Origin of the sequence: Clostridium sp. OM05-5BH (assembly GCF_003481505.1) — a bacterium.
GTDB lineage: Bacteria > Bacillota > Clostridia > Lachnospirales > Lachnospiraceae > Otoolea > Otoolea fessa.
Window position 1 is genome coordinate 68,576 of sequence record NZ_QULJ01000009.1, and the last position, 23,365, is coordinate 91,940.

Below are 23,365 nucleotides of genomic sequence, written 5' to 3' on the forward strand. Positions count from 1 at the left end.
AACAGTTACCCCAAAACCTACAAATGGGGGTCTGCCGCAGATTCCTGCGACAGCCCCTCACTGCGTTTTTCTATTGATACCCCGATGCCCCGGATTGCTCCGCACTACCTGCTCCCGCAATCCTCAAAAGCATTCGTAATCCGCTCATTTTTCTTTGAAAAATGGCTGCCTATTATATTATACCTCTTTAAAGTCGCCGTCAACTACATTATCGTCGTGCGGTGCACTTCCTGCATCAGCTGCACCCTGAGCACCGCCCTGTGCTCCTGCTGCGCCAGCTGCCTGTGCCTGCTCGTAAACCTTGCTGAAGAGTGCCTGTGCACTGTTCATCAGTTTCTCCTTGCCAGCCTTGATTTCATCAATCTGTGCATCGGTCATCTGGTCGATCGGAGCTTTGTTGATAGCTTCTTTCAGTGCATTTAAGTCAGCTTCTACGGCTGCTTTATCGTTTGCATCGATCTTATCGCCTACATCCTGCAGAGCCTTCTCGGTCTGGAATACCATGGAGTCAGCTTCATTTCTTGCATCGATGCCCTCTTTTCTCTTCTTATCCTGTGCCTCGTACTCAGCTGCCTCTTTGACTGCCTTGTCGATATCGGAATCGGACATATTGGAACCAGAGGTAATCGTGATGTGCTGCTCTTTACCTGTACCAAGGTCTTTTGCAGATACATTTACGATACCGTTTGCATCAATATCGAAGGTAACCTCAATCTGCGGAACACCTCTTCTTGCCGGAAGAATGCCATCCAGACGGAAGGTTCCCAGTGTCTTGTTGTCCTTTGCGAACTGTCTCTCGCCCTGTACAACGTGGATATCAACAGCGGTCTGGTTATCAGCTGCGGTAGAGAAGATCTGGCTCTTCTTGGTCGGGATTGTGGTATTTCTCTCAATCAGTCTGGTTGCTACACCACCCATAGTCTCGATGGACAGGGACAGCGGAGTTACATCCAGAAGAAGGATATCACCGGCACCGGCATCGCCAGCCAGCTTACCACCCTGGATAGCTGCACCGATTGCTACGCACTCATCCGGGTTTAAGGATTTGCTCGGCTCTTTACCAGTCAGACGTTTTACTTCTTCCTGTGCTGCCAGCATACGTGTGGAACCACCTACCAGAAGTACTTTGCTTAACTCAGAAGCAGTGATACCAGCATCTTTCAGTGCGTTCTGTACCGGAATTGCGGTTCTCTCGATTAAGTCTCTGGTCAGTTCATCAAATTTAGCTCTGGTCAGGTTCATATCCAGATGCTTCGGTCCCTCGCTGGTTGCAGTGATGAACGGAAGGTTGATATTGGTTGTAGTTGCGGAAGAAAGCTCTTTTTTCGCTTTCTCAGCTGCTTCTTTCAGTCTCTGAAGCGCCATCTTATCAGCGGAAAGGTCTACACCCTCTGCTTTCTTGAACTCGTCGATCATCCACTGGGTAATACGGTTATCGAAATCATCGCCGCCCAGATGTGTATCGCCGTTGGTTGCCAGAACCTCGATAACGCCGTCACCGATCTCGATGATGGAAACATCGAATGTACCGCCACCTAAGTCATATACCATGATCTTCTGCTCTTTCTCATTATCAAGGCCATACGCAAGCGCTGCTGCCGTCGGCTCGTTGATAATTCTCTTTACATCCAGACCAGCGATCTTACCTGCATCCTTGGTTGCCTGACGCTGTGCGTCGTTGAAGTAAGCCGGAACAGTAATAACTGCCTCGTTTACCTTCTCGCCCAAGTAGCTCTCTGCATCTGCTTTCAGCTTCTGCAGAATCATCGCGGAAATCTCCTGCGGCGTATATTTCTTGTCATCAATGGTTACTTTGTAGTCGCTGCCCATGTGTCTCTTGATAGAAGAAATGGTCTTCTCAGCGTTGGTAACTGCCTGACGCTTTGCCGGCTCGCCGACCAGTCTCTCGCCTGTCTTTGTAAATGCCACAACGGACGGTGTGGTACGGATACCTTCTGTATTTGCGATAACAACCGGTTTACCACCTTCCATAACGGCTACACAACTGTTTGTTGTACCTAAGTCAATACCGATAATCTTGCTCATAGTTATTTCCTCCTGAAATTATCTTTTTCTGGCAGTTCTCTTTCTCCCCATGGGAGTTAAATTCTGCCGCCTGTCTGTCTATATTATATCAAATCAACCACCAGCACCGAATTCTGGGTGCCAGCTGTTTACGTGTTACCTATTTTAATTTGCCACTTTTACCATGCTGTGGCGAACCACGCTGTCGCGGTATACATAGCCTTTCTGGAACTCCTCGGCTACCACATTCTCACCCAGGTTTTCATCCTCAATATGCATCACTGCATTGTGGAAGTTCGGATCAAATGGCTGACCAACCGCTTCGATTGGCTTTACACCTGCATCACCCAGTGTTTTTACGAGCTGCTTGTAAACCTTATCCATGCCCTCGGCGAAAGCACTTTTTTCTTCGCCCTCCGGGATGGTCGCCAGACCACGCTCGAAATTGTCCACCACCGGGAGAATCTTCTCGATGATGTCCTTTGCGCCAATCTCATACATCGCTGATTTTTCTTTCTCCGTTCGTTTTCGGAAATTGTCAAATTCAGCCATCGTGCGCTTCAGGCGATCCGTCAGCTCCTCGATCTGCTCATCTTTCTTATCCTTCTTTTTGGAGAAAAATCCTTTTTTCTCTTTTTCTCCCTCCGGCGCTTGTGCGTCTTCCGAAGAAGCTTCCTTTTCCTTCACTGCCTCAGCTTCTGCCTGGGTTTCTGTTTCTTTTACCTGCTCCTCATTTGCTGCCTCGGCTGCTTTGGAATCTATCTCTGTCTTTGCCATGTCTCTCACCTCTTTATTTTGCACATCCGTGCTACTCGGTATCTTTATGATTGAATGTCTGATCGAGCTGGCTCTTTAATGAGCGCAGGGTCGATACAACTTTGTCATAATCCATTCGTTTCGGTCCAACGATTCCTATCGTTCCCCGAAGTCCGTCCCCCAATTCATAATTGGCAGTAACGATACTGCAGTCCTTCATCGACTGCACCTGTGTCTCACTTCCGATGTAGACCTGAATCTCATTTTTCTTATCGCTGTCCGCATCGTCCTCGGTAAGAATCTCTCTCCAGAGGTCTTTCTGCTCCAGTGTCCCGATGAGCTGGCTGGCTTTAGCACCATCGCTCAGTTCCGGATATTTGAAAATGTTCGTCGTACCTTCGGTGTAAATCTGTAAATCTTCCTCGCCGGAACGAATCGCCTCGGCCACCTCGCTTAGTACCACATCCACGATGTGGCTGCGCTCGCCTGCCTGCCCTTTCATCCGGGTAATGACATCCAGATTAATCTGCTCCATCGTCAATCCGTTGAGACCGCTATTTAAAAGAATATTCAGATTCAGGATGTCCTCATCAGTCAGCTCCGCATCGAGTGCCACAATCGAGTTCTTGATAATGTTGCCTTCTAAAACAGTGACAATCAGGAGTTTCCCGGCTTCCACTCTGGAAAGCTGTATAAACTTGATCTTCGTCTGGTGATACTGCGGTCCGCTGATCAGCGTCGCATAATTCGTATTGCTCGCCAAAAGCTTTGCCATCTGCTTTAACAGAAGCTCCACCCGATCCACTCTCTGGATGACCATATCACGCACCTGCGTGACCTCCGTCTCTTTCTCATGAATCAACTGATCCACATAGAAACGATATCCTTTATCTGAAGGAATCCGGCCTGCCGATGTGTGCGGCTGAATGATATATCCCAGTTCTTCCAGATCCGACATCTCATTTCGAATCGTCGCCGAACTGAGTTTCAAATCGGAATACTTGGAGATCGTTCTGGAACCAACCGGCTCTCCGGTCTCCAGATAGTTCTGGATAATCGCTTTCAAAATCTTTTCTTTTCTCTCATCCAGTTCCATCCAATCTCTCCTTCCGTGCATCCGCTTCCGCCGGTCTCTTAAACCCGCTCTGGAAGTTTTTTGTTAGCACTCAATCTATCAGAGTGCTAATATCTACAGTTCATACTATATTACTTACGCAAGTATTTGTCAATGATTTTTTTCGGTTTTTAAAAAAAATTTTTTCTTCTTTTTTCGAATAAAATTTTTCATTCTGCATACCCTGTTTTTAGGCACGCTGATTTTCACACTTTCTATAGGTAGAAACTCACTCACCCGCTTTCCTGTTTGCGTCCGAACAAGCTTTCGACTTGTCGAACCTCCGACCGCTCCCAGAGCCCTATTTCAGGCTCTCCGGCTTGACATTTAACATTTTTGTAATATAATAGTAACAAATTATAACATTTGTAAACGCATTGCAATATTTGTGAGATACACAATCGTTGCGATGAGACAAATGAATCTAAATTGAAATGAGAGGTTTTTATTTGATGAATATGATGAACACCATGCGGCGCGGACTTGCCACAACGGCAATGAGCCTGGTCTGTCTCATGGCAGGCACCATGAATACACTGGCAGCCACAGATGCCGGAACTGAGCTTGTCTCCCAAATAGATGCGGCAGCCGGTGAAGAAACAAACGGCATTTCCACCGAAGCAGCCCAGACACCATCTGGTCCGGCTTCCGATCCGGAGCTGATTAGAAAGCAGACAAACGCTGCTGCGGAAGAAGCGGCTGACACGAACGCTTCCGAGGCAGAAGTCGCTGCATTTTCAAATGAGTCTGCACAAGTGGAGGCAGAGAACGCTGGCGAAGCTGCAATGACCGAAAATACTGACACAAATGCTGCTGCCGAGGCACAGGAAGCAGAGGCACCTGCTGAAATCTACGCCGGACGTTTTACGACAACTGCTTACTGCAGCTGCCGCAGATGCTGCCGTGGTGGAAAGAACCGCACTAAATCCGGCACCATTCCGCAGGCAGGACATACCATTTCCGCCGACTTGCGCGTATTCCCACTCGGAACTAAACTCCGCATCAACGGCGTTGTCTATACCGTTGAGGACAGCGGCAGCGGCATCCGCGGAAACAAACTGGACATCTTCTTCAATTCCCACAGTCAGGCACTGCAGTATGGAAAGAGAAGCGCCGATGTCTATATTGTCCGATAATTACATTGATTTTAAGCAAAAAAGGGTCTTGCAGATAGAAAATCTTTCACCTGCAAGACCCTTTTTTTTATAATTCTTATTTTACTTAATCCGTCAGCGCCTTATGATATTTCGTTTTCCGGTAAATTTTCCAAATAATGATACCCGGAATGCTCACGGTACATACGACGGTACTCACGCCTCCGATCACTCCATATATTCCAAATAAGATGGCTGCGATGATGTTCATACTTAATTCCTCCTGACTCATTCATTTTTCAATGCAAGCTCACTATGCTTTGTTCCCCATTTTATTCTTTTTATCCAAAATGAAAAGAGTTTCGGCGCATCCTTAGCAAGACTTTAATCATCCTTTCGCTTTCTTACGTTATTCATAATAATTTCGAAATATAAGTTAAAAGCGTGAAAATATTGATTTTAAAGGGTTTTTTCAATTTTTTAAAACTTTTTCAATTTTTTTCAAAAAAACGCTTGCATTTTTTTTGAAGGCGTGATAGTATATAGGAGTCGCTGATGAGCACCGCTTCAAAAGCGAGAAAATCATATCGAGGCGTGGCTCAGTTTGGTAGAGCGCTGCGTTCGGGACGCAGAGGTCGCGTGTTCGAATGCCGTCGCCTCGATTGAATAAAATTAAATATGGCCTGTTGGTCAAGCGGTCAAGACGACGCCCTCTCACGGCGTAAACCCGGGTTCGATTCCCGGACAGGTCACTGGAAAGAGATTCGAGATTCGAGTCTCTTTTTTATTTTCTTCATTCTTGACCTTTCACCAAATCATGTAAACTATAACTGAATTTTGCCGATGCTCCGCATTCCAGATCGGCAAAATACACTTTTCTACAGTATCGAACAGGATTTTCAGTCCAGAAAATTCCTGCCTGCAAATAGTAACTCTCCTTTTTTCTTCTTCATATACTGCAATATAGCCAATATGAAAAGAGGTATCTTTTTATGGAAACATACAACTACGATGCAGCAGCAGTGCCTGAGGGGGATGCTGACACGACTCCGGCGGCGGCACCGGAGACGGATGCGGCAGCAGCTGGAACCAGTGATACGGCACAGTCTGGATTTAGTTCTCAGCCTCCTGTTATCTTAACATATCCGGACAGCTCATCCAATGATCTTCAGGTATCTCCGGGCTTCGGACCATACGGGGATGTGATGCCCACCCTGCCGTCCAATAATCATGGCAGCCCGAACACCGGTGGCTGCATAAACTGCGGCGGTTCCAACTGGAAGCCATCTCCAAATGGCGCGCTCTGGACCTGGGGCATTCTCTCGCCGTTCTTTTCCACCTCATCGGAGATCGCGCACCTGCGTTTCTACAATGCCGCCTCCATCCGCGAACCCATCGATATATACCTGAACGGACGTCTGGTCGTATCCGATCTGGATTACATGAATTATACGCGCTACATGCACATCATCCCCGGCATCTACCAGCTGACCGTCTACCGCCGGACCAATCCGGGATTCGCCATCGTCAACACAAATATCCGGCTTCGCAGCGGTTACAGCTACACACTGGCGGTTCTGGGTACTTTTAATGATTTTTCGGTACAGATGCTCAACGCCTGATCGCTTTTATTTGAGAAAAGCTTCTTCACGCGAGTGCAAATCCCGCGAAGCGTTTTTTTGTTTCATAGGACGTAATTTCCTATGAAAAAAGAGACCGCCACGTTCACGCGTGCGGTCTCTCTTCCGTGTCCTCTGCAATTATAAATTTATGATGAGAATATAACTGTCCGAATCTTAAACAGCCATCTATTTTTCCGGCTCATCTGTCCGGTTTGCTTTCTCGAGCTTTGCCAGATGCGCGGCTGCAAATTCTTTGATTGCCTCAAAACTCTGCGGGCTGATCACATGTTCAATGCGGCAGGCATCTTCCACTGCCACCTCTCTTGGCACATCCAACGCTACCAAAAGCTTTGTCAGTAATGTATGACGCTCATAAATCATCTCCGCGATCTTCCGTCCCGACGGCTCCAGAGTGATATATCCCTCATGATCCATCGAAATATAACCGTTTTCACGAAGATTCTTCATCGCAACGCTGACGCTTGGTTTTGAATACCCCAGCTCATTGACTACATCGATCGAACGGATCATCGGCTTGCGATAGCTTAACATAAGAATCGTTTCCAGATAATCCTCTGCTGACTGCTGTATTTTCAAAGTGATTCCCTCCAAACTTCTAACACATAACCGGCCTGGCTTCGTGCCTTCCCGTCTCCCGCAGAATAGTCTTCCCAAACTGCCGACCAGTTACCATAATACTATATACTAGAATACCATATTTGGAAGAATATTTCAAACCATATCGAAATCAATCTATCGTTTCCAGAAACCGACGGAGTTACTGTTCACGCATACGTGCCCAGTAACGGAATTTGCCGTGGCTTCGCCTTTAAATACGTCAGCAAGCTGCACAGTGTTCCTGCAAAATTTCTTCCAACGCGGTTTTGCTGCTGGTGTGGCAGCGGACAACTTCTGTCCGGCTTCCCTTTGCACCATCAACCGCCGTCCGAATCATTTTATGGGAAACGGTGCTTGTAAAGAGTACAAGCAGATCCGGCGCTCCGATCTGTTTGCCGAAATCCGCCGTCATCTGTGTAAATACCTTTGCCTTACAGTTAAATGATTTGCAGATTTTCACGTACTGGCTGACCATGCGGTCATGACCACCTACAATTACAACACTCATATTTTATCCTCCGAAAGTTAGCTCTGTCTAACTGCTGATGAAGTTAGTATACACTAACTCATCTTATTTGTCCAGAGGAAAATTGAAATTCATAGAAAATTCATAGAAATAAACGTACCGTGCAAGACTATTTTTCACCAACCAACCTTATCTTACACGGTACGCATTTTCCCATTATCCATTTTTATCCAATACTAATTTTTATCGTATTTTACGCTTTTAACACCTCCTCTGTTACTCCCGTTTTTCCTATTCCAGCTTTATACACCTCCAATCCCGATATCGCTATATCAAATGTCCAATCCGTTTCGCACAGAAATTCCATTTTCTGATACACATCCCAACGACTCATCGACGTATGTTCTTCTAACTGATATTTTCTCCCCAGCTGCCGGTATGCATGAAGCCCCAGTCTATGATATGGCAGAAATTCCAATTCCTGACAATTTTTAAGTTCCTGGCATAACTGCGCCGTTTTCCGAATATTTTCCACATCATCATTGACTCCTTCTACCAGCGGCACACGGACATGAATCGAATGCGGCGCGCAGATCGCATCGGATTTGCGGATATTTTCCAGAATACAGGCATTGTCCTGCCCCGTCCATTTCTTATGCTTTTCCGGATCCATGGTTTTCACATCCACATAAAACATCTGCAGATGCGGCACGATCCGTTTGACATTTTCAAACGAAGTAAACATATCTAACTCTGCCGCCGCATTGATACAGGCATCATCACAGGCCTCCAGCAGTGCTTCCGCAAAATCCGTCTGACAGAACAGATCACCTCCTGAAAGTGTCACGCCACCACCAGAATAGAAGAAAAACATCTCATCCTTCTGGATCTCGCGCATTACCTCTTTTACGGTCATCTCCTTGCCATAGATCTGCTGTGCCCGGTAATTGCAGGCATCCACACACTGAAAGCACTGTTTACAGCGGCTGTAATCCCTCACGATCTCTCCCGTTTTTTCGCTCCGGCGAAGTGCCTGTTCCGGACAGACCTGGATGCAGGCACCGCATCCGGTGCAGCGCTCTTTCATATAGTAGACTTCCCGCTGCCCCGACTGTGACTCCGGTGTCGAACACCAGGCACAGCGCAGGGGACAGCCCTTAAAAAATACAACCGTCCGCATTCCCTTCCCATCGGAGAGGGATAACCGCTCAATCCGAAGAATATTTGCTTTTAATTCCATACGCTGTTCCTCCTGTCAAGTACACCTTGCCTGCTGCCCGCCACCGCGCATGATGCACATCCCCGGTAGCTGATTTGCCGTATTTTTTATGAAACACGGCAGATTTCACTCTTTTTCCTAGCAGATATTGGAATGTGAAGTTCTGGAAATGATATCGTCCTGTACTTCTTTTCCAAGCTCTGTAAAATATGCTGTATAACCAGCTACACGTACCAGCAGTCCGTTGTAATCCTCCGGATGCTTCTGTGCTTCTTTTAAGGTCTCCGTATCGATGACATTGAACTGTGTGTGGAATACGCCCAGGGAGCAGAGACTCCGCAGGTAGTTCATCAGTTCTTTTGTCGAGTTCGGGCTGTCGCGGAATACCGTATCCATCTTTACATTCAGCAGGGTTCCCTGATTGAAACGGCCATGCGGAATGTGGGAAATGGATTTCAATACAGCGCCCATGCCCTCGGTATCGGTTCCCTGGTTCGGAGATACGCCGTCTGCTAACGGTTTCCAAGCCAGACGTCCGGACGGAAGTGCACCGACCTCCAGACCAAACGGAGTATTTCCAGATACCGGAAGAATACCTGGCGTCATCTTGCCGAATTTGCTGTGGAACGACTCAATATAGTCCGCGATAAAACAGAACATATCACCGGTCAGCTCGTTTACTTCGTCGTCATCATTGCCGTACTTCGGAGCTTCATCACACATCTTCTTGACATCCTCATAACCCACAAAGTTTGCATCCAGTGCATCCAGAAGACGCTGCATCGTTACTTTTTTCTCATCAAATACAAGTTTCTTTACTGCAATCAGGCTGTTGATCAGGTCTGCTACGCCGATCGCATCAATACCATTTCCAAGGTTATATTTCGCACCGCCCCATGCGTAATCTTTCGCATTCTCTACGCACTCATAGAAGGAAAGGGAAAGTGCCGGAACGACCCTCTGGAAGCCAATGTCATCGCATACATGGCTGGAAGCCACGGTTCCGCGAAGTTCATAGCGGATCTGCTCTTTGACTGCCTCTTCAAACTCTTCGTAGGTATTAAAGGCAGTCGGATCGCCGGTCGCCTCAGATGCCTGAATGCCATATTTACGGCTCTTGCCGTTTAACAGGGCAAATTCAACCGCAGAACCTAAGTTGAAGTCTGCATATGCGGTGTAGCATCTCTGTTTTCCTTCCAGGTTCGTCTCTACACAGCCGCATGGATTCCAGTTATATGCTTCTTTTAACGGGATTCCCTTGTTCAGGAGCATCTCGATACCAACTTCATCGTTGTGAAATGCCGGGAAACCGGTTCCAAGCTTGATAACCTCTGCAATCTTCTTTAAGAAGCTGCTCGGATTCTTCGCCATATTGTAGCGGACAGACAGGGATGGCTGATATAACTGTACTTCTGCGGTTGCCTGCAAAATCAGGTACGACACGTCATTGACTGCGTCCATGCCGCGCTCATCCACACCGCCGCAGCATACGTTCTGGAACATTGGGTAACCGGCGGAAAACTGTGCGGTTACCTGATCCTGGAACAGGCACTGCTCAGAGAATTTAACCCATAAGCAGTCCAAAAGTTCCTGCGCCTCTTCCTCTGTCAAACGGCCTGCCTCGATATCTGCCTTATAAAATGGGTAAAGATACTGATCCATACGTCCCGGGTTGTAGCTTGCTGCATTCTGCTCCATGAAAATACAGGTCTGGTAAATATACATCGACTGAATCGCCTCGCGGAAGGTACGCGCCGGTTTTTCCGGAACCTGATCGCAGGTCCCTGCAATCTGTAACAGTTCTTTTCTGCGCTTCTCATCCGGCTCTGCCTCTGCCAGCTTTCTCGCCTCTGCCGCATAGCGGTGTCCCAATGCGGAGATACCGTCAGCTGCCAGCTCCATCGCTTTCAGGTATTCAATCTTCTCATAGTCACCCGGACGGGTAATATCAAGTGTATCAAGCACTTTATGGATATGCGCCTTGATTCCCTCCATGCCTTCTTTAATGACTCTGGAATAACCCGCAGTCGTCTCGCCCCAGCCACGAACCGATTTACGGTTGATGTAAAGAGCGCCGCAGTCACGTAAGGTTGCCGCAAAATCTGGGCATTGTACCAGCCACTGCTCATACGTGGAACGTCCCTTCCAGTACGGGCGGATGATCTCCTCAAATGCCTTCCGATCCTCGGGGCGCAGATAGAATGGGTCATATGGACGGGTACTGATGGTATCCAGCTCCTCATCCAGAACCGACCAGCAGGTATCGACACTTAAAATACCACCGCGCTGCTTGCTTCCGGCATTGCCGACAATCAGCTCATCCCCCCAGATTTTTACAGTTTTCTCCAGGCACTGTTTCTTAAATGCATATGCTTTCCGGATGCACAGCGGCTGTCCCTCTGATTCCTGGAAGCCCTTTGTCAGGATAATTGCATTTTCCAGATCCATCTCTGGCTTGGTCTTTAATACTCTCTGTTTTAATCGGTCAATCCGATCCATGTATGGTTTTCTTTCGATTGCTGCCATCTGATTTCCTCCTATTTTTTACTCACATTCCCATTCTGTGGGATTTATTTTTTTAGCACCTGCTATAAATCTCTTTTCGTTTAAAAGTATAGCAATTCTTATGTGGAAATGGTACAATATCAATAACTAAAAATACCAAAATCTTAACATATTGAATTTTTATAGAAAGAAGGGATCCTTTGAAATCTACTTCCCAGTTACAGGAAATCAACCACTATCAGGATCAAGATTTTCCGGTCAATGTCTACTATTCTGATATTCATTCCATGCAGCCGCCGGGACGCTGGCTGCGCGACTTCCACTGGCATGATGAGCTGCAGTTTACCCTCGTACTAAGCGGAACATTGACAATGCAGGTAGATAATCTTTCTCTGCCCGGACAGGCTGGAGATCTGATTTTCGTCAACACCTCCCTGATTCATGCCGTCACACAGATGTCGGAAGACGGCTCCTATGCGAGCCTCAATTTTCCTTACCGCCTTCTTGCCTTTTTTCCTGGAAGCCGCATGGATCAGGACTACGTCCTGCCCTATACCGCCGGCGGGAAATTCTCCGCTTTCTCTATTCACCCGGAATCCGAATGGCAGAAAGAGTTGATCGGACTGCACAAAAAAATAACCGATTTATTTCTTTCCAATCAGGTTAAAGGCAATGAATATTCTATCTGCATTAAGATTGCCTCGATGTGGAATCTGCTGATTTCCAATTTTCACAGCAGTGGGAATTCTACCTCTATTAACCTCCTGCGCCAGCAGCGCCTGCAATCCATTCTCCTGTTCATCTATGCACATTACGCAGATGATTTACAGCTCTCAGACCTGGCTGCATCAGCCAATATCAGCGTCGGAGAATGCTGCCGGATTTTTCAAAATATTCTTCACACAACTCCCTATGGATATTTAACTAATTACCGCATCCAGACCAGTGTTTCCCTCCTTCACCGCGATCTGCCCATCTCACAGATTGCCGGACTGGTCGGATACAACCAGGTCAGCAATTACATCGCCACATTCAAACGGATCATTGGCTGCACACCGGCACAGTACCGGAAACAACACTTATCAAAACCAGCTATCCCAAGCAGTTAATGGAAAACCGGTCGGCTTCTCTTTATCAGGGAAACCGACCGGCTGCTAAGGTGGTATAAAAATATAAAGGGGGGCTTTTTCAGGATGATGCAACGATTATTTTAATTTTCCAATTTCATCAAATCGTTTATAAGCATCGACAACTGCATTGATCACGCTGCTGCGGAATCCACGGTCTTCCAGTGTCTTCACACCGATCATCGCCGGACCAGCCGGAGAACACACATCATCTTTTAAATTCTCAAGATGCTTTTCGCTCTGTAAAAACAGCTGCACGGTTCCAAGGATTCCTTCCAGTGCATATCTTCTCGCCTGATAACGTAAAAGACCATTGTAAACGCCGCCGTCTGCCAGAGAATTAGCAAACATTGCGATAAACGCCGGGGATGTAGATGTTAATACCGTGCCTGCCACAAACTGGGAGGCCGGAAGGCTGTCAAATCCACCGGCTTCACGTAGAATATACCGGAATTCGTCCTCCTGTTCCTTCGTGTAGCTGTCGCCCTGTTCGATCAGGATAAAACCTTTTCCAATCAAGCAGGCTGTATTCGGGAGAATACGGATAACCGGAACATTCTTTCCTTCTAACTCTAATTCTTTCATATAGGTTGAAACCTCAACACCCGCTACAATCGAAACGATAATTTTTTCCTGCCCTTCTTCTGCACATGCCGCAAAGACCGGTTTCACCTCTTCCAGAACACTCTTTAAAAACTGCGGTTTTACACAGAACACAACATAATGAGCTGCCTTGATCGCTTCTCCATTGGTCTCAACAAAGTTGCATCCCAGCTCGTCCGCTAATTTCTGTCCTTTTTCTGTAACCACATCTGTAATCACAACTTCCGATGGATCAATTCCCTTGCAGGCTGCCGTTGCAAGAGCTGTACCCATAGTTCCACTTCCAATAAAAGCAATTTTTTTCATAGCTGGTCTCCTTTCAACTTAAAGTCCGAGTTAGTAATATACTTCAAATATATCTTATGTGGCTTATATTTCCCTTCGCCTTTCAGCGAAGGGAAGTTCCCGCTCTCAGCGGATAAATTTTTCTTTAAATGCCTGAACATGCGCTTTCTGAACCGATATCAATTTATTTACATCTCTCTCCTGAAGACAACGATAAATTTCCTCATGATGTCCAATATCCATATCATCAATCGAAGATAAATTAATCCGGTTTAAAAACAGAAGACGAATACTCAAATCCTGGTAATTATTCATCTCCCGCTCAAGAAACGGATTCCTAGTCATAGAAGAAATAATTCTATGAAATGCTCGATCCAAAAGAACTCTTTCTTCCGCATCTGTCTCCTCTCTCAGGACTTCCAGGCTGTCTTTCAGCCGCTTTAAATCTTCTTCCGTCCGATTCATAGCAGCAAGCTCTGATTCAAGTGGAGACAGAGCAAATCTCATCTGATAAATCGATTCCACTTCATATAAGGAAATCTCATTTACCATAATACATTGTCTCGGGACAATTTTCACAAAGTTTTCCCATGCCAGTCGATTCAGTGCCTCACGGATGGGAGTTCGTCCCATCCCCAGCTCTTCCATCAATTCAGCCTCTACTAATGTCTGTCCGGGGCGAAGTCTGGCTGTAATAATCATCATCTTAATCTTCTCGTATGCCACATCACTAACTCGCATTGTTTCCCTCATCTTTCTTGTAGAACAAATCTGTGATTTGCATCCAACTTCTTTTAGTCTACAGGAATGCTTATTTTTATAATAGCGCAAATAAGGATCAAATTCAATTAGACTTTTGTATATACCCCGTTTCTGATATAGTTACTGTTCACGCATACATGCCCAGTAACCTGATATGCCCTATTTTTTTTATAATTTTTCGACGCATCGCTTGTAATTTTCTTCCGCGTTGCCGCCCTTATGCCAGATATCCGCGATCGCTTCCGCGATTGGAAGCGGATCCGATTCATTGTACATAACATTTCGTCCCAGCAAGATTCCGCGGATATTGCTGCTGATTCCGATCTCTTTCGTGTACTCTTCTACAACCTCAATCGCCTCACTCTTTACCTCGTCTGGAACTACCAGCACCGGACAGGTGGTCGCCGCCGTCGGAACTGCATATTCATGATTCAGCGGAACTTCAATCCATTTGCCGGATGCACGGCAGCCAAGAGCGCCTACCACGCCGACTACCTTACACAGACTCTCTGAATCCGTCTTCGTCGTAAACCCCGTTTCCGTCGTTTCTACATACAGCGCCTCGATAAAAATTGGAAGACCAGCTGACTCTGCTGCATTGACAGCTTCTGCACAGTACCGAACCGTATATTTGCTTCGCTCATCCATCGGATTCAGACGGATCATAAACTTTACACCGTCCATCCGAAGTTTCACTAGGCGATCGACTGTATAACAGGACGGCATATCGTCCATCTCCCATACCGTATTTTTCAAACCGCCCCGGTTCACAGTGCCAACCAGCATCTTCCCATCCAGAAACGCCTTTTCTCCACGTTCCCGCTGCAACTTATTGAGGATAAATAAATCTTCAATAATATCCGGTGTCGCCTCGATTCCATCAATCTGATCACTCTGCAGCATCCGCACCAGGCGGGATAAATACTCCCGCCTATTACTTAAACCAATCGGATTTCCTTTGTACTCATTGATCATTCTGGCATTGTGATCCGCTGCCGCAAATACCAGCTTATCATGCGGAAATCCCGGTTTTTTTCGCGCCGCCGCTTCCTGCTCAACAACCTCCGGAGAAAAGGCTTTTATCTTGTTTAATTCTTCAAAAATCTTGTCATTCAAAAAACTTTGATAATCAAATCCCATATACACCTTTGCCTTTCTCTGTCACTGAACACATTTTATTTTCCAAAATTAACGATTGCGTCAATTTTATCTCTTCCGCCTACTTTATCGCCCCACTGATCATATACGCTCTGGGCTGCCTCGATAAATGGTTCGCGATCCGGCTCTGTGATTTCGATGCCCTCTCCCTTTAACAGTTCCAAGCACTCATCCTCAGATGCTGTATAAAGTTCTCTCTCTTTATCGATCATTTCTTTGGTGCACTCATCGATAATCTGTTTGTGCTCGTCCGAAAGAGAATCATAGAAATTCTTAGCAACTACGCAGATACCTAAGTCGTTGGTCCATCCAACCATTGCCCAGTGCGGCGCTGCCTCATAAAACTTCTTGGAATAATAGTTTGTATTGGCCGCTTCTGCACCGTCAATGATGTTCTGCTGCAGCGCTGTGTATAATTCGCCGTATGCCATCGGCAACGGGCTTGCGCCGAATGCGGTAAAGGAATCCAGCTGTACCTGATTTTCCATGGTACGGATCTTGAGGTTCTTTAAATCTTCGATGCTGTTGATCGTCTTCTGCGTTGTCATGATATGTCTGGTTCCCAAATCCAGGAAGCCCATCAGATGGAAGCCTTTCTCCTCACAGTCACCGCTATAGGACATTCCAATCTCGTCAGAGTCCAGAACGGAATACATATGTTCCTTATCTCTCCAGAGGAACGGAAGGCAGAATATATTAACAGATGGAACAAAGCTGGAGAACGGCGCTACCGACGTCATCGCCATCTCTACGGTGCCAAGCTGCATACCCTCAATGACATCTCGCTCGTTGCCAAGCTGGTTATCCGGATATATTTCTACTTTAATTTCGCCATTGGAGCGCTCTTCCACAATCTCTTTAAAATATTCCGCTGCTTTTACCGGAGGTTCGGTTGCTGCCTGTGATAAAGAAACCTTTACGGTCACCGCACCACCGGATGAACCGCCTGTATTAGCCGCTGCCTTTGCGGACTCTCCTGTGGAAGCGCTGCCGCCTCCTCCACATCCTGCCAGAGAGCCAGCTGCCACCAGCATCGCCATCGTCATGCTTACAAACCGTTTCACATTTTTCTTCATATCAATAAATCCTCCTTTCATTTCATCTTCTTATCCCATTAACTGCGGCAGCCATAAATAGGTCTGCGGGAGATATGTAACAATAATCAGTACAACTAACATTGCAAGAATCGTAGGAACTACAAACGGGAATACCTCTCTTACACTCTTTCCGGTCAGTCCACAGGCAACGAATAAAGTTGCTCCATAAGGCGGTGTTACGTATCCAATCGCCAGGTTGATGCAAACAATAACACCAAAGTGAATCGGGTCGATTCCATAAGCGGTTGCTACCGGGAATAAGATCGGCATTAAAACGATAATTGCAGAGAAACTTTCCATAAACATTCCAACTAAGAACAGCGCAATATTTAAGAAAATAAGGAATGCAGTCTTACTTGTGATGAATGTATTCATAACCTGGATTAAGAGCTGCGGCAGCTGTTTTGCTGTGATAAACCATGCAAAGATATAAGCGCAGCCTGTGATAATCATGATACCAGCCGCTGTCTGCGCGGACTTAACAAAAATACCAGGTAAATCTTTCAATGTAATTTCTTTGTAAATAAACATACCTACCAGGAAGCCATAGACAACCGCCACAGCCGCTGCTTCAGTTGCAGAAAAGATACCGCTGATGATACCACCGATAATGATAATCGGAAGTCCTAAACCAGGAAGTGCAGAAAACATCGTTCTCCGTACTTCTTTCGGATCAAACTTGGTTGTCTGGATATATGCATCTCCGCCCCTGGAAGCGTGAATATAGGAGTAGACCATCAGTGCCACACCAATCATAACTCCAGGAATAGCGCCTCCGAGGAATAACTGACCAACAGATGCACCTGTGGAATATCCAATCAGAACCATTAAGATACTTGGCGGAATAATCGGTCCGATACTTCCTGCTGCTGAGAGAAGAACCGTTACGAAACTCATGTTATAGCCTTTTTCTTTAAATGCAGGCGTCATGATCGAACCGATTGCTGCTGTTCCAGCCGTTGCTGAACCGGAAATTGCCGCGAAAATCATGGATGCCAGTACGGCTACCATCGCCAGACTTCCTTTTACAAAGCCAATCGACGCACTTGCAAAATCTACAATTCGTTTGGACATACCGCCCTGATCCATCAGATTTCCTGCCAGCATGAACATCGGAATCGCCATGATTGGCCAGCTGTCAAGACCCGCAAACATTCTCTGCGGTACCAGAACCAGTGGGAAATTTCCCTCAAGCATAATCGAAAGTGTCGTTCCCATTCCGAGTGCAACAAAAATAGGGGCTCCGATTAGAAACAGACACAAAATACAGATAAATAAAAATCCTAACATATCGCAGCCTCCTTTACTAATCTATAAATTCTCTCGGTTCTTCCGGTGCATTCTTGTTTTTTAAGCGTTCGATAAAGGTAAGGAGCTGTTCCATAATCATCAAAGCTCCACCGGTTGGGAATGCCGCGTAAATCAAAGCCATCGGAATCTGCATCGCCGGAGACGTCTGAGCCGTCGTAGACTGTACTACTTTGAACCCGAAATATGTCATAATACATAAGAAAACAATCGTTAAAAGATCTACAATCGCGGTCAAAATGCGTTTCGGCTTTTGCGGAAGTGCAGATGTCAGAACATCTACCTGAAGGTGAGAACGATTTCTCATCGCAATCGCCGATGCCATCAATACCAGCCATATCATCAGATATCTCGCTAATTCTTCGGTCCATCTAAGAGGACTCTGTATTACAAAACGGAAAAAAACCTGAATAATAACCGTAATTGTCATCGCAAGAAAAAGAACAACTACTACCGCATCATTTACATTTCGAATTATCTGGAGAAGTGGGTTCCCCTTTTCTTTCATAACGTATCCCCCTTTCCTGGATAGTTTTTACAAAGGCGGCAGCCTGTGAAACTGCCGCCGGTTTTTCATTAGATCTTTCTCTCCAAGCCGCGTTTCTCATAGTAAGAATCCGGGATATCTTTCGGATCTTTGTACATAACCATCACGCACTTACCGTCACTGCCGATAGTCGGCACATCCATAATGAATAATGGCCATCCAAACCATTTGTACCAACCAAACTCCCACATGGTTGTACAGTTCAGGCAGTAGCACTGGAATCCTTCCTTATTATAAGCTCTTGGATCCGGTTTATCTAAAGTCTGTACCTTGTCTGGACATTCGGTTACCAGCCAGCCGCCGCTGTTACAACGCGGAAGTGTAAAGGTAATCTTCTCCTCATCCTCTTCCCAAATCTGATCGCCGTTATCATGAAGAGCAGACCATAATACTGCACGGTTCTCCAGGAAATCTTCCATTGGGAAATCTTTATATGTAGCCTGACCCGCTTTATATTTCTCCATCCAGTCCTGCAGGCATGGCGGATAGCACCATAATGCATAGTCTTCCATACATTCAAAGATCGCCTCATCCGGTGCCCATTTCTTGAAATTGCGTAATGTCTGATTTACCCAGCGGACTGCGAAATGGTGAAATCCTGTCTTTTTCTCTACATTTAATTTGTGCAGCTCCAGCGCTTTTTCCATATCACCGGCTTTGATCGCTGCCTCTAATTTATCAATATTGCGAACCGCATAATCATTGCGAACCTTTTCCAACGTCTCTGTATACATCTTCTTTTCCATAATCTATACCTCCTTATTACCAAGCTGTCTTCTTTCCGTATTTTTCATCTTCCTGGATCGGGAAATGCACTTCTTTACCAAGGTCGCTCGACTGATAAATCGCACGGATAAATTCAAGTGTTCTTCTTCCCTCTACGCCGTCTACCATCGGCTCACGATCTTCTTTGATCGCATGGATGAAATCAGTAAGCTGTCTTCTGTGATTTTCGGTTGCCACATAGCCAGCACCCGTTGCTGTATCACCAGAGTCAACTTTTACCTTGGTCAGGTAATCATCCTCGTTCATGCCTTCTACTTTCCATTCTACGATCTCTTCTTCCACAATCTTGATCGTACCTTTTTCACCATGGATTTCGATGTGACGCGGATAACCCGGACGGACTGCACTACTACTTACCAGGCTTCCCAACGCCCCATTCTTAAATTTGAATATTGCGTTGGCTACGTCATCTACTTCAATATCCGGATGCAGGGTTGTCATATAATTACCAGTCAGTCTCTCTACATCGCCGACTAAATAAAGCATTAAGTCAATAAAATGAACGGTCTGGCTAATCAGGGAACCGCCGCCCTCACCTTTCCATGTACCTCTCCATGCACCGGAAGCATAGTATTCATCGCTTCGGAAGCATTTTCCAGAACAATCAACCGAAAGAAGTTTACCAAGCTTGCCTTCATCCAGCGCTTTCTTGATCAGCTGAGCCTGATCCATGAAACGGTACATAAAGATAACACCAAATTTAACGCCCGCTTCTTTACATGCTGCAATCATCCTGTCAGCTGCATTACAATCGACAGAAATTGGTTTCTCACACATTACGTGTTTGCCAGCCTTCGCACAGTCCACAACCATCTGCTCATGCAGGAATGGAGGTGTTACTACACAGACAGCATCGATATCATCTCGTTTCAGCATCTCTTTATAATCCGTGTAATAAGACGGAATATTGTACTCTTTGCTGAATTCCTTTGCCACATCCTCTTTCACGTCACAGAATGCAACAACCTCTGCTTCCGGGATATCCCGAAGTGCTCCTGCATTTAACGGACCTGCCATACCGCCGCCGATAATACCAAATCTGATTTTGTCGCCCATACTCTTTTTCCTTCCTTTCTTTTTTAATCTTTTATTAGTACATGCACTTTGTTTTCTTTAATATATCTCAGATATCTTACTGATATATTAGCACTTTATTTTTTCATTTTCAAGTCGTTTTCTGATTTTATTTGACGAACTTTAAATCGTATTGATCTTTTATCATGTTTTATTTCATTGTATTGTACATTTCCAGTCCATTTTCCCCCATATTTCCCTTATTGCATAAACAATCGGTCAATTTTATTCTCATTCAAATATTCTTCCGCCATTGATTCCACATAAATCTTGAACAGATTTCATAGAACAATTCTTTTCTACAAAACAAAGAAGAGCCATTTAATGTCTCTGCATCAAATGACTCTTCTCATTTTCAATTCTTTACTGCCCAATCTCCGCCGCCGGACCCACTGCCGGTTCCTGCGCCGGACCGTGTCCTGGTCCGATGTCGCTGCCCGGTCCTGCCGGCACGATCGTCGTGCTAGATTCTGCCGGATCTTCAACTGTCTCGGCAGGTGTTTCCGGCACCACCGCCGGGGCTGAATACCGTTTTCCTGCCGTACCCGTCTTGTGGATCCGCTGCATCCGCTCTTTGATGGATTCGCTCTTGATCTGCTCGATCTTGGCGCTGGCGTCTTCTTTTAACTCCTTGCTGCTGCGGCCGGAATCGCCGCTCTTTGCAGACTCCAGAAGCTTCGCCGCCTCATCCGAGAGCAAATGATCCCTTCTGAAATTCGCCGCGGTATATCCGCTGGTTGTGATTTCAAATGCATCCGGATGACCTGCCAGATAGGTTCCTTCTCCGCGTCCATTGTCCGTCTCCGGGGTATCAAAGGACGCCGCCGGAAGCCCCTCTACCATCTTTTCCATCGCATTTTTCCAGATCTTCGCCGGATACGTGCCGCCGTACAGGCTGGAAAGTGTCTTCTGCTGGTCGTAGCCAACCCAGACCGTCATCGTATAATATGGCGTCATGCCGCAGAACCAGCCGTCACGGCTGCCGTTGGTCGTACCGGTCTTTCCGGCCGCCTCTATATTGCCGCTCCAACCCATCGACGCCGCCGTACCTTTTGTGACAACTCCCTTTAAAATATCGGTCATCAGCACGGCGCTGCTCTCCTGATAAACCTGAACCGATTCATAATCTTCAAAAATATCTTCGCCCTGGTTATTGATCATCTTGATAATACAGGTCGGTTCGCGGTACTGTCCCCGGTCTGACAGCGCCGCATAAGCGCCCGCCATCTCCTCGGTCGTCATACCGGTGGTAAAGCCGCCCAGGGAGGTCGCCGGATAATAGTCCGCCGCTTGCACACTCGCGAAGCGCATCTGGGTTAAATATGCCATACCGACATCCGGTGTGATATCATCATAGATATACCATGCCACACCATTTTTACTTCGCTCGACCGCATTTCGAAGCTCCAGCCTCTCGCCGGAAAGGGACTTCACATCCACGCCCTTCTGCTTCGCCGCGTCAATATCGATATTCGGAATCCTTGTTTCCGATGTGTAACCATTTTCCAGTGCCGGTGTATACACAATCAACGGTTTGATAGAACTTCCCGGCTGTCTCGGGCTCTGGAACGCACGGTTTAATGTGTAGGTATCCGTCTCCTGACTGCGTCCACCCACAATCGCCACGACGCGGTTCGTCTTGTTGTCAATAACGGTGGACGCGCCTTGCAGCTTGTAAACGCCGTTTTCGGATGTATTGCCATCAAAGGACAGAACTCCATCTAATGCATCCTGCAGGATCGTCTGCTTGTCCGGATCCAACGAGGTATAAAGGTTATAGCCGCCCGTATAGAGCGCATCGCGCTCCTGGTTGTACACCTCGTTGTAATTGGCATTGTACTCTTTGTAAGCCTCGTCGCTGCGGAATCCATACTGGAATTCAAAACCGTCACGGCGCATCAGATAGCGAATCGCACAGTCGATCGCATACGTCGTCTCATAGTTGTGCAGCGGCACTCTCTGACGGTTGACCGTGATCTCCTCCGCCTTTGCCTCTTTGCACGCTTTCTCCGTAATAAATCCCATACTCAGCATATCTTCCAGAATCTTATCGCGGCGTGTCAGCGCATTTTCCGGATGACGGTACGGGTTGTAATACGTCGGCGAGTTCGGAATCGCACACAAATATGCCGTCTGGCTCAAGGACAGTTCATCCGCATCCTTGCCAAAATAACCTCTTGCAGCCGCCTGAAGCCCGTAGTACGTGTTCGCGAAGCTGATATCATTGATATAGAACTCCATAATCTGCTCTTTGGTGTATTTCTTCGTCAAATCTAAGGAAATCAGCATCTCCTTGATCTTCCGCTCCATCGACACCTCGCGGGTCAGAAAACGGTTTCTCGCTAACTGCTGGGTGATCGTACTCGCGCCGTGCTTTTCTGCTCCCTCAGTCAAAAAGTAATTGACTGCGACACGGAAAATACCTTTTATATCAATGCCTGGATTTTCCCAGAACGTCCGATCCTCGATCGCCACAAATGCGTTAACTGCATTCTGCGGTATCTGGTCATACTTCAAATAACTGGAATCCTCGTCTCCCGTCAGCTTCGCCAGCACATTACCGTTGGAATCATAAATATAACTTGCCTCCTGCAAACGGAACGTATCCGGCGTACTGTTTTCCACCACTCCCTCTATCTGGCTTTTATAGTCCTCATAGAGTGGAATCAGCTTATATGCGCCAAATCCGGCACCGCCAATCACCAGCAGTACCAGACACACCAGAAGCGTCTTGAACATGGTTCCAAAGATCCTTGCCATCGCATGGAACACGATCTGTCCACCGCTCCGGCTGTTATTTTTGCCCGCTTTCTTTTGCTTGCCGACATCGATTTTCCCGCTTTTCTTTGCGGTGCCCCGCCTGCCCGAAGATCGTGCGGATGAAGCTGCCGGCTTCTTTCGAACGCCGGAGGCGTCCTCTCTCGTCTGTTTCTCCCTCATCTCTTCCCTCATCTTCCTATGTATCTATGGTTGCTTCCATTCTATTTTCATGCGGCACCTTAGACTTCAAAAATACCTGTCTGCGGACAGCAACTTTTTATACTTTTCTGACAAAATCAGCTTGGACTCCCTTTTATTATAAGTTTTTTTGTCCAAAAGAACAAGCCTGTTTTCGAAATCTGCTCAATCTCCTGCCGCGTGTTACTGTTCGCGCATACGTGCCCAGTAACGGAATTTGCCGTGGCTTCGCATTTAAATA

At 46.6% G+C, this 23,365-nt stretch carries 20 protein-coding genes and 2 tRNA genes; 5 read left to right on the forward strand and 17 right to left on the reverse strand.

The annotated features are described in order from the left end of the window. Positions 1-177 precede the first annotated feature (177 nt). The 3 genes from dnaK to hrcA all read right to left on the reverse strand — a co-directional run bounded on the left by dnaK (position 178) and on the right by hrcA (position 3,877). Positions 178-2,046, reverse strand: coding sequence for a molecular chaperone DnaK (dnaK, locus tag DXB70_RS11295; RefSeq protein WP_022359496.1), 1,869 nt, complete (start codon positions 2,044-2,046; stop codon positions 178-180). Between the two features lie 144 nt (positions 2,047-2,190). Continuing rightward, positions 2,191-2,802 carry a nucleotide exchange factor GrpE gene (grpE, locus tag DXB70_RS11300; RefSeq protein ID WP_118471934.1) on the reverse strand — a complete coding sequence of 204 codons (612 nt, stop codon included), beginning with the start codon at positions 2,800-2,802 and terminating at the stop codon, positions 2,191-2,193. Positions 2,803-2,833: 31 nt separating this feature from the next. Then, a complete protein-coding gene (gene hrcA, locus DXB70_RS11305; protein ID WP_107001098.1) occupies positions 2,834-3,877 on the reverse strand; it encodes a heat-inducible transcriptional repressor HrcA in 1,044 nt (347 codons plus the stop codon). 470 nt (positions 3,878-4,347) lie between these two features. On the opposite strand from hrcA, the gene DXB70_RS11310 reads away from it, so the two are divergent. Next, complete coding sequence (locus DXB70_RS11310; protein WP_181357222.1) at positions 4,348-5,031, forward strand: 3D domain-containing protein; 684 nt, start codon at positions 4,348-4,350, stop codon at positions 5,029-5,031. 85 nt (positions 5,032-5,116) lie between these two features. Here the strand turns inward: DXB70_RS11310 and DXB70_RS14180 are convergent, their stop codons facing one another. Beyond that, positions 5,117-5,260: a hypothetical protein gene (locus tag DXB70_RS14180; RefSeq protein ID WP_022358601.1), complete on the reverse strand. Its 144-nt coding sequence runs from the start codon at positions 5,258-5,260 to the stop codon at positions 5,117-5,119. 317 nt (positions 5,261-5,577) lie between these two features. Here DXB70_RS14180 and DXB70_RS11315 point away from each other — a divergent pair. The 3 genes from DXB70_RS11315 to DXB70_RS11325 all read left to right on the forward strand — a co-directional run bounded on the left by DXB70_RS11315 (position 5,578) and on the right by DXB70_RS11325 (position 6,611). Beyond that, positions 5,578-5,651, forward strand: a tRNA-Pro gene (locus DXB70_RS11315). An 18-nt stretch (positions 5,652-5,669) separates the two neighbouring features. After that, positions 5,670-5,741: transfer RNA gene (locus DXB70_RS11320), tRNA-Glu, on the forward strand. A 240-nt stretch (positions 5,742-5,981) separates the two neighbouring features. Then, positions 5,982-6,611, forward strand: coding sequence for a DUF4397 domain-containing protein (locus DXB70_RS11325; protein ID WP_107001100.1), 630 nt, complete (start codon positions 5,982-5,984; stop codon positions 6,609-6,611). 186 nt (positions 6,612-6,797) lie between these two features. On the opposite strand, the gene DXB70_RS11330 is transcribed toward DXB70_RS11325, so the two are convergent. From DXB70_RS11330 to DXB70_RS11345, 4 genes are all read right to left on the reverse strand, one after another. Further along, a complete protein-coding gene (locus DXB70_RS11330; RefSeq protein WP_107001101.1) occupies positions 6,798-7,208 on the reverse strand; it encodes a metal-dependent transcriptional regulator in 411 nt (136 codons plus the stop codon). 241 nt (positions 7,209-7,449) lie between these two features. Next, on the reverse strand, positions 7,450-7,737 hold the full coding sequence (locus DXB70_RS11335; RefSeq protein WP_022358490.1) for a DUF2325 domain-containing protein: 288 nt from the start codon (positions 7,735-7,737) through the stop codon (positions 7,450-7,452). A 211-nt stretch (positions 7,738-7,948) separates the two neighbouring features. Further along, the gene (locus DXB70_RS11340) at positions 7,949-8,935 is read right to left on the reverse strand and encodes a glycyl-radical enzyme activating protein (protein WP_107001102.1); all 987 of its coding nucleotides are present in this window, start codon (positions 8,933-8,935) and stop codon (positions 7,949-7,951) included. 117 nt (positions 8,936-9,052) lie between these two features. Further along, on the reverse strand, positions 9,053-11,440 hold the full coding sequence (locus tag DXB70_RS11345; RefSeq protein WP_107001103.1) for a formate C-acetyltransferase/glycerol dehydratase family glycyl radical enzyme: 2,388 nt from the start codon (positions 11,438-11,440) through the stop codon (positions 9,053-9,055). Positions 11,441-11,619: 179 nt separating this feature from the next. Between DXB70_RS11345 and DXB70_RS11350 the strand changes: the two genes are divergently transcribed. Further along, positions 11,620-12,528, forward strand: coding sequence for an AraC family transcriptional regulator (locus tag DXB70_RS11350; RefSeq protein WP_118673344.1), 909 nt, complete (start codon positions 11,620-11,622; stop codon positions 12,526-12,528). A 96-nt stretch (positions 12,529-12,624) separates the two neighbouring features. Here DXB70_RS11350 and proC read toward each other — a convergent pair whose 3' ends face one another. The 9 genes from proC to DXB70_RS11395 all read right to left on the reverse strand — a co-directional run bounded on the left by proC (position 12,625) and on the right by DXB70_RS11395 (position 23,106). Then, the gene (gene proC, locus DXB70_RS11355) at positions 12,625-13,455 is read right to left on the reverse strand and encodes a pyrroline-5-carboxylate reductase (RefSeq protein ID WP_107001105.1); all 831 of its coding nucleotides are present in this window, start codon (positions 13,453-13,455) and stop codon (positions 12,625-12,627) included. A gap of 105 nt (positions 13,456-13,560) precedes the next feature. Then, positions 13,561-14,175 carry a GntR family transcriptional regulator gene (locus DXB70_RS11360; protein ID WP_182427336.1) on the reverse strand — a complete coding sequence of 205 codons (615 nt, stop codon included), beginning with the start codon at positions 14,173-14,175 and terminating at the stop codon, positions 13,561-13,563. Positions 14,176-14,364: 189 nt separating this feature from the next. Beyond that, entirely contained in the window at positions 14,365-15,336 is a 972-nt protein-coding gene (locus DXB70_RS11365; protein WP_118673345.1) for a hypothetical protein, read from the reverse strand. Positions 15,337-15,371: 35 nt separating this feature from the next. Further along, positions 15,372-16,430 carry a TRAP transporter substrate-binding protein gene (locus DXB70_RS11370; RefSeq protein ID WP_181357224.1) on the reverse strand — a complete coding sequence of 353 codons (1,059 nt, stop codon included), beginning with the start codon at positions 16,428-16,430 and terminating at the stop codon, positions 15,372-15,374. A 30-nt stretch (positions 16,431-16,460) separates the two neighbouring features. Continuing rightward, on the reverse strand, positions 16,461-17,741 hold the full coding sequence (locus DXB70_RS11375; RefSeq protein WP_118673346.1) for a TRAP transporter large permease: 1,281 nt from the start codon (positions 17,739-17,741) through the stop codon (positions 16,461-16,463). A 16-nt stretch (positions 17,742-17,757) separates the two neighbouring features. After that, positions 17,758-18,267 (reverse strand): TRAP transporter small permease, encoded by a 510-nt coding sequence (locus DXB70_RS11380; RefSeq protein ID WP_118467181.1) that lies wholly within the window; start codon positions 18,265-18,267, stop codon positions 17,758-17,760. Positions 18,268-18,335: 68 nt separating this feature from the next. Continuing rightward, positions 18,336-19,052: a hypothetical protein gene (locus DXB70_RS11385; RefSeq protein WP_118522761.1), complete on the reverse strand. Its 717-nt coding sequence runs from the start codon at positions 19,050-19,052 to the stop codon at positions 18,336-18,338. Between the two features lie 16 nt (positions 19,053-19,068). Then, positions 19,069-20,148, reverse strand: coding sequence for a Gfo/Idh/MocA family oxidoreductase (locus DXB70_RS11390; protein WP_107001112.1), 1,080 nt, complete (start codon positions 20,146-20,148; stop codon positions 19,069-19,071). A gap of 381 nt (positions 20,149-20,529) precedes the next feature. Then, positions 20,530-23,106, reverse strand: coding sequence for a transglycosylase domain-containing protein (locus DXB70_RS11395; RefSeq protein ID WP_243099955.1), 2,577 nt, complete (start codon positions 23,104-23,106; stop codon positions 20,530-20,532). Between the last annotated feature and the right edge of the window lie 259 nt (positions 23,107-23,365).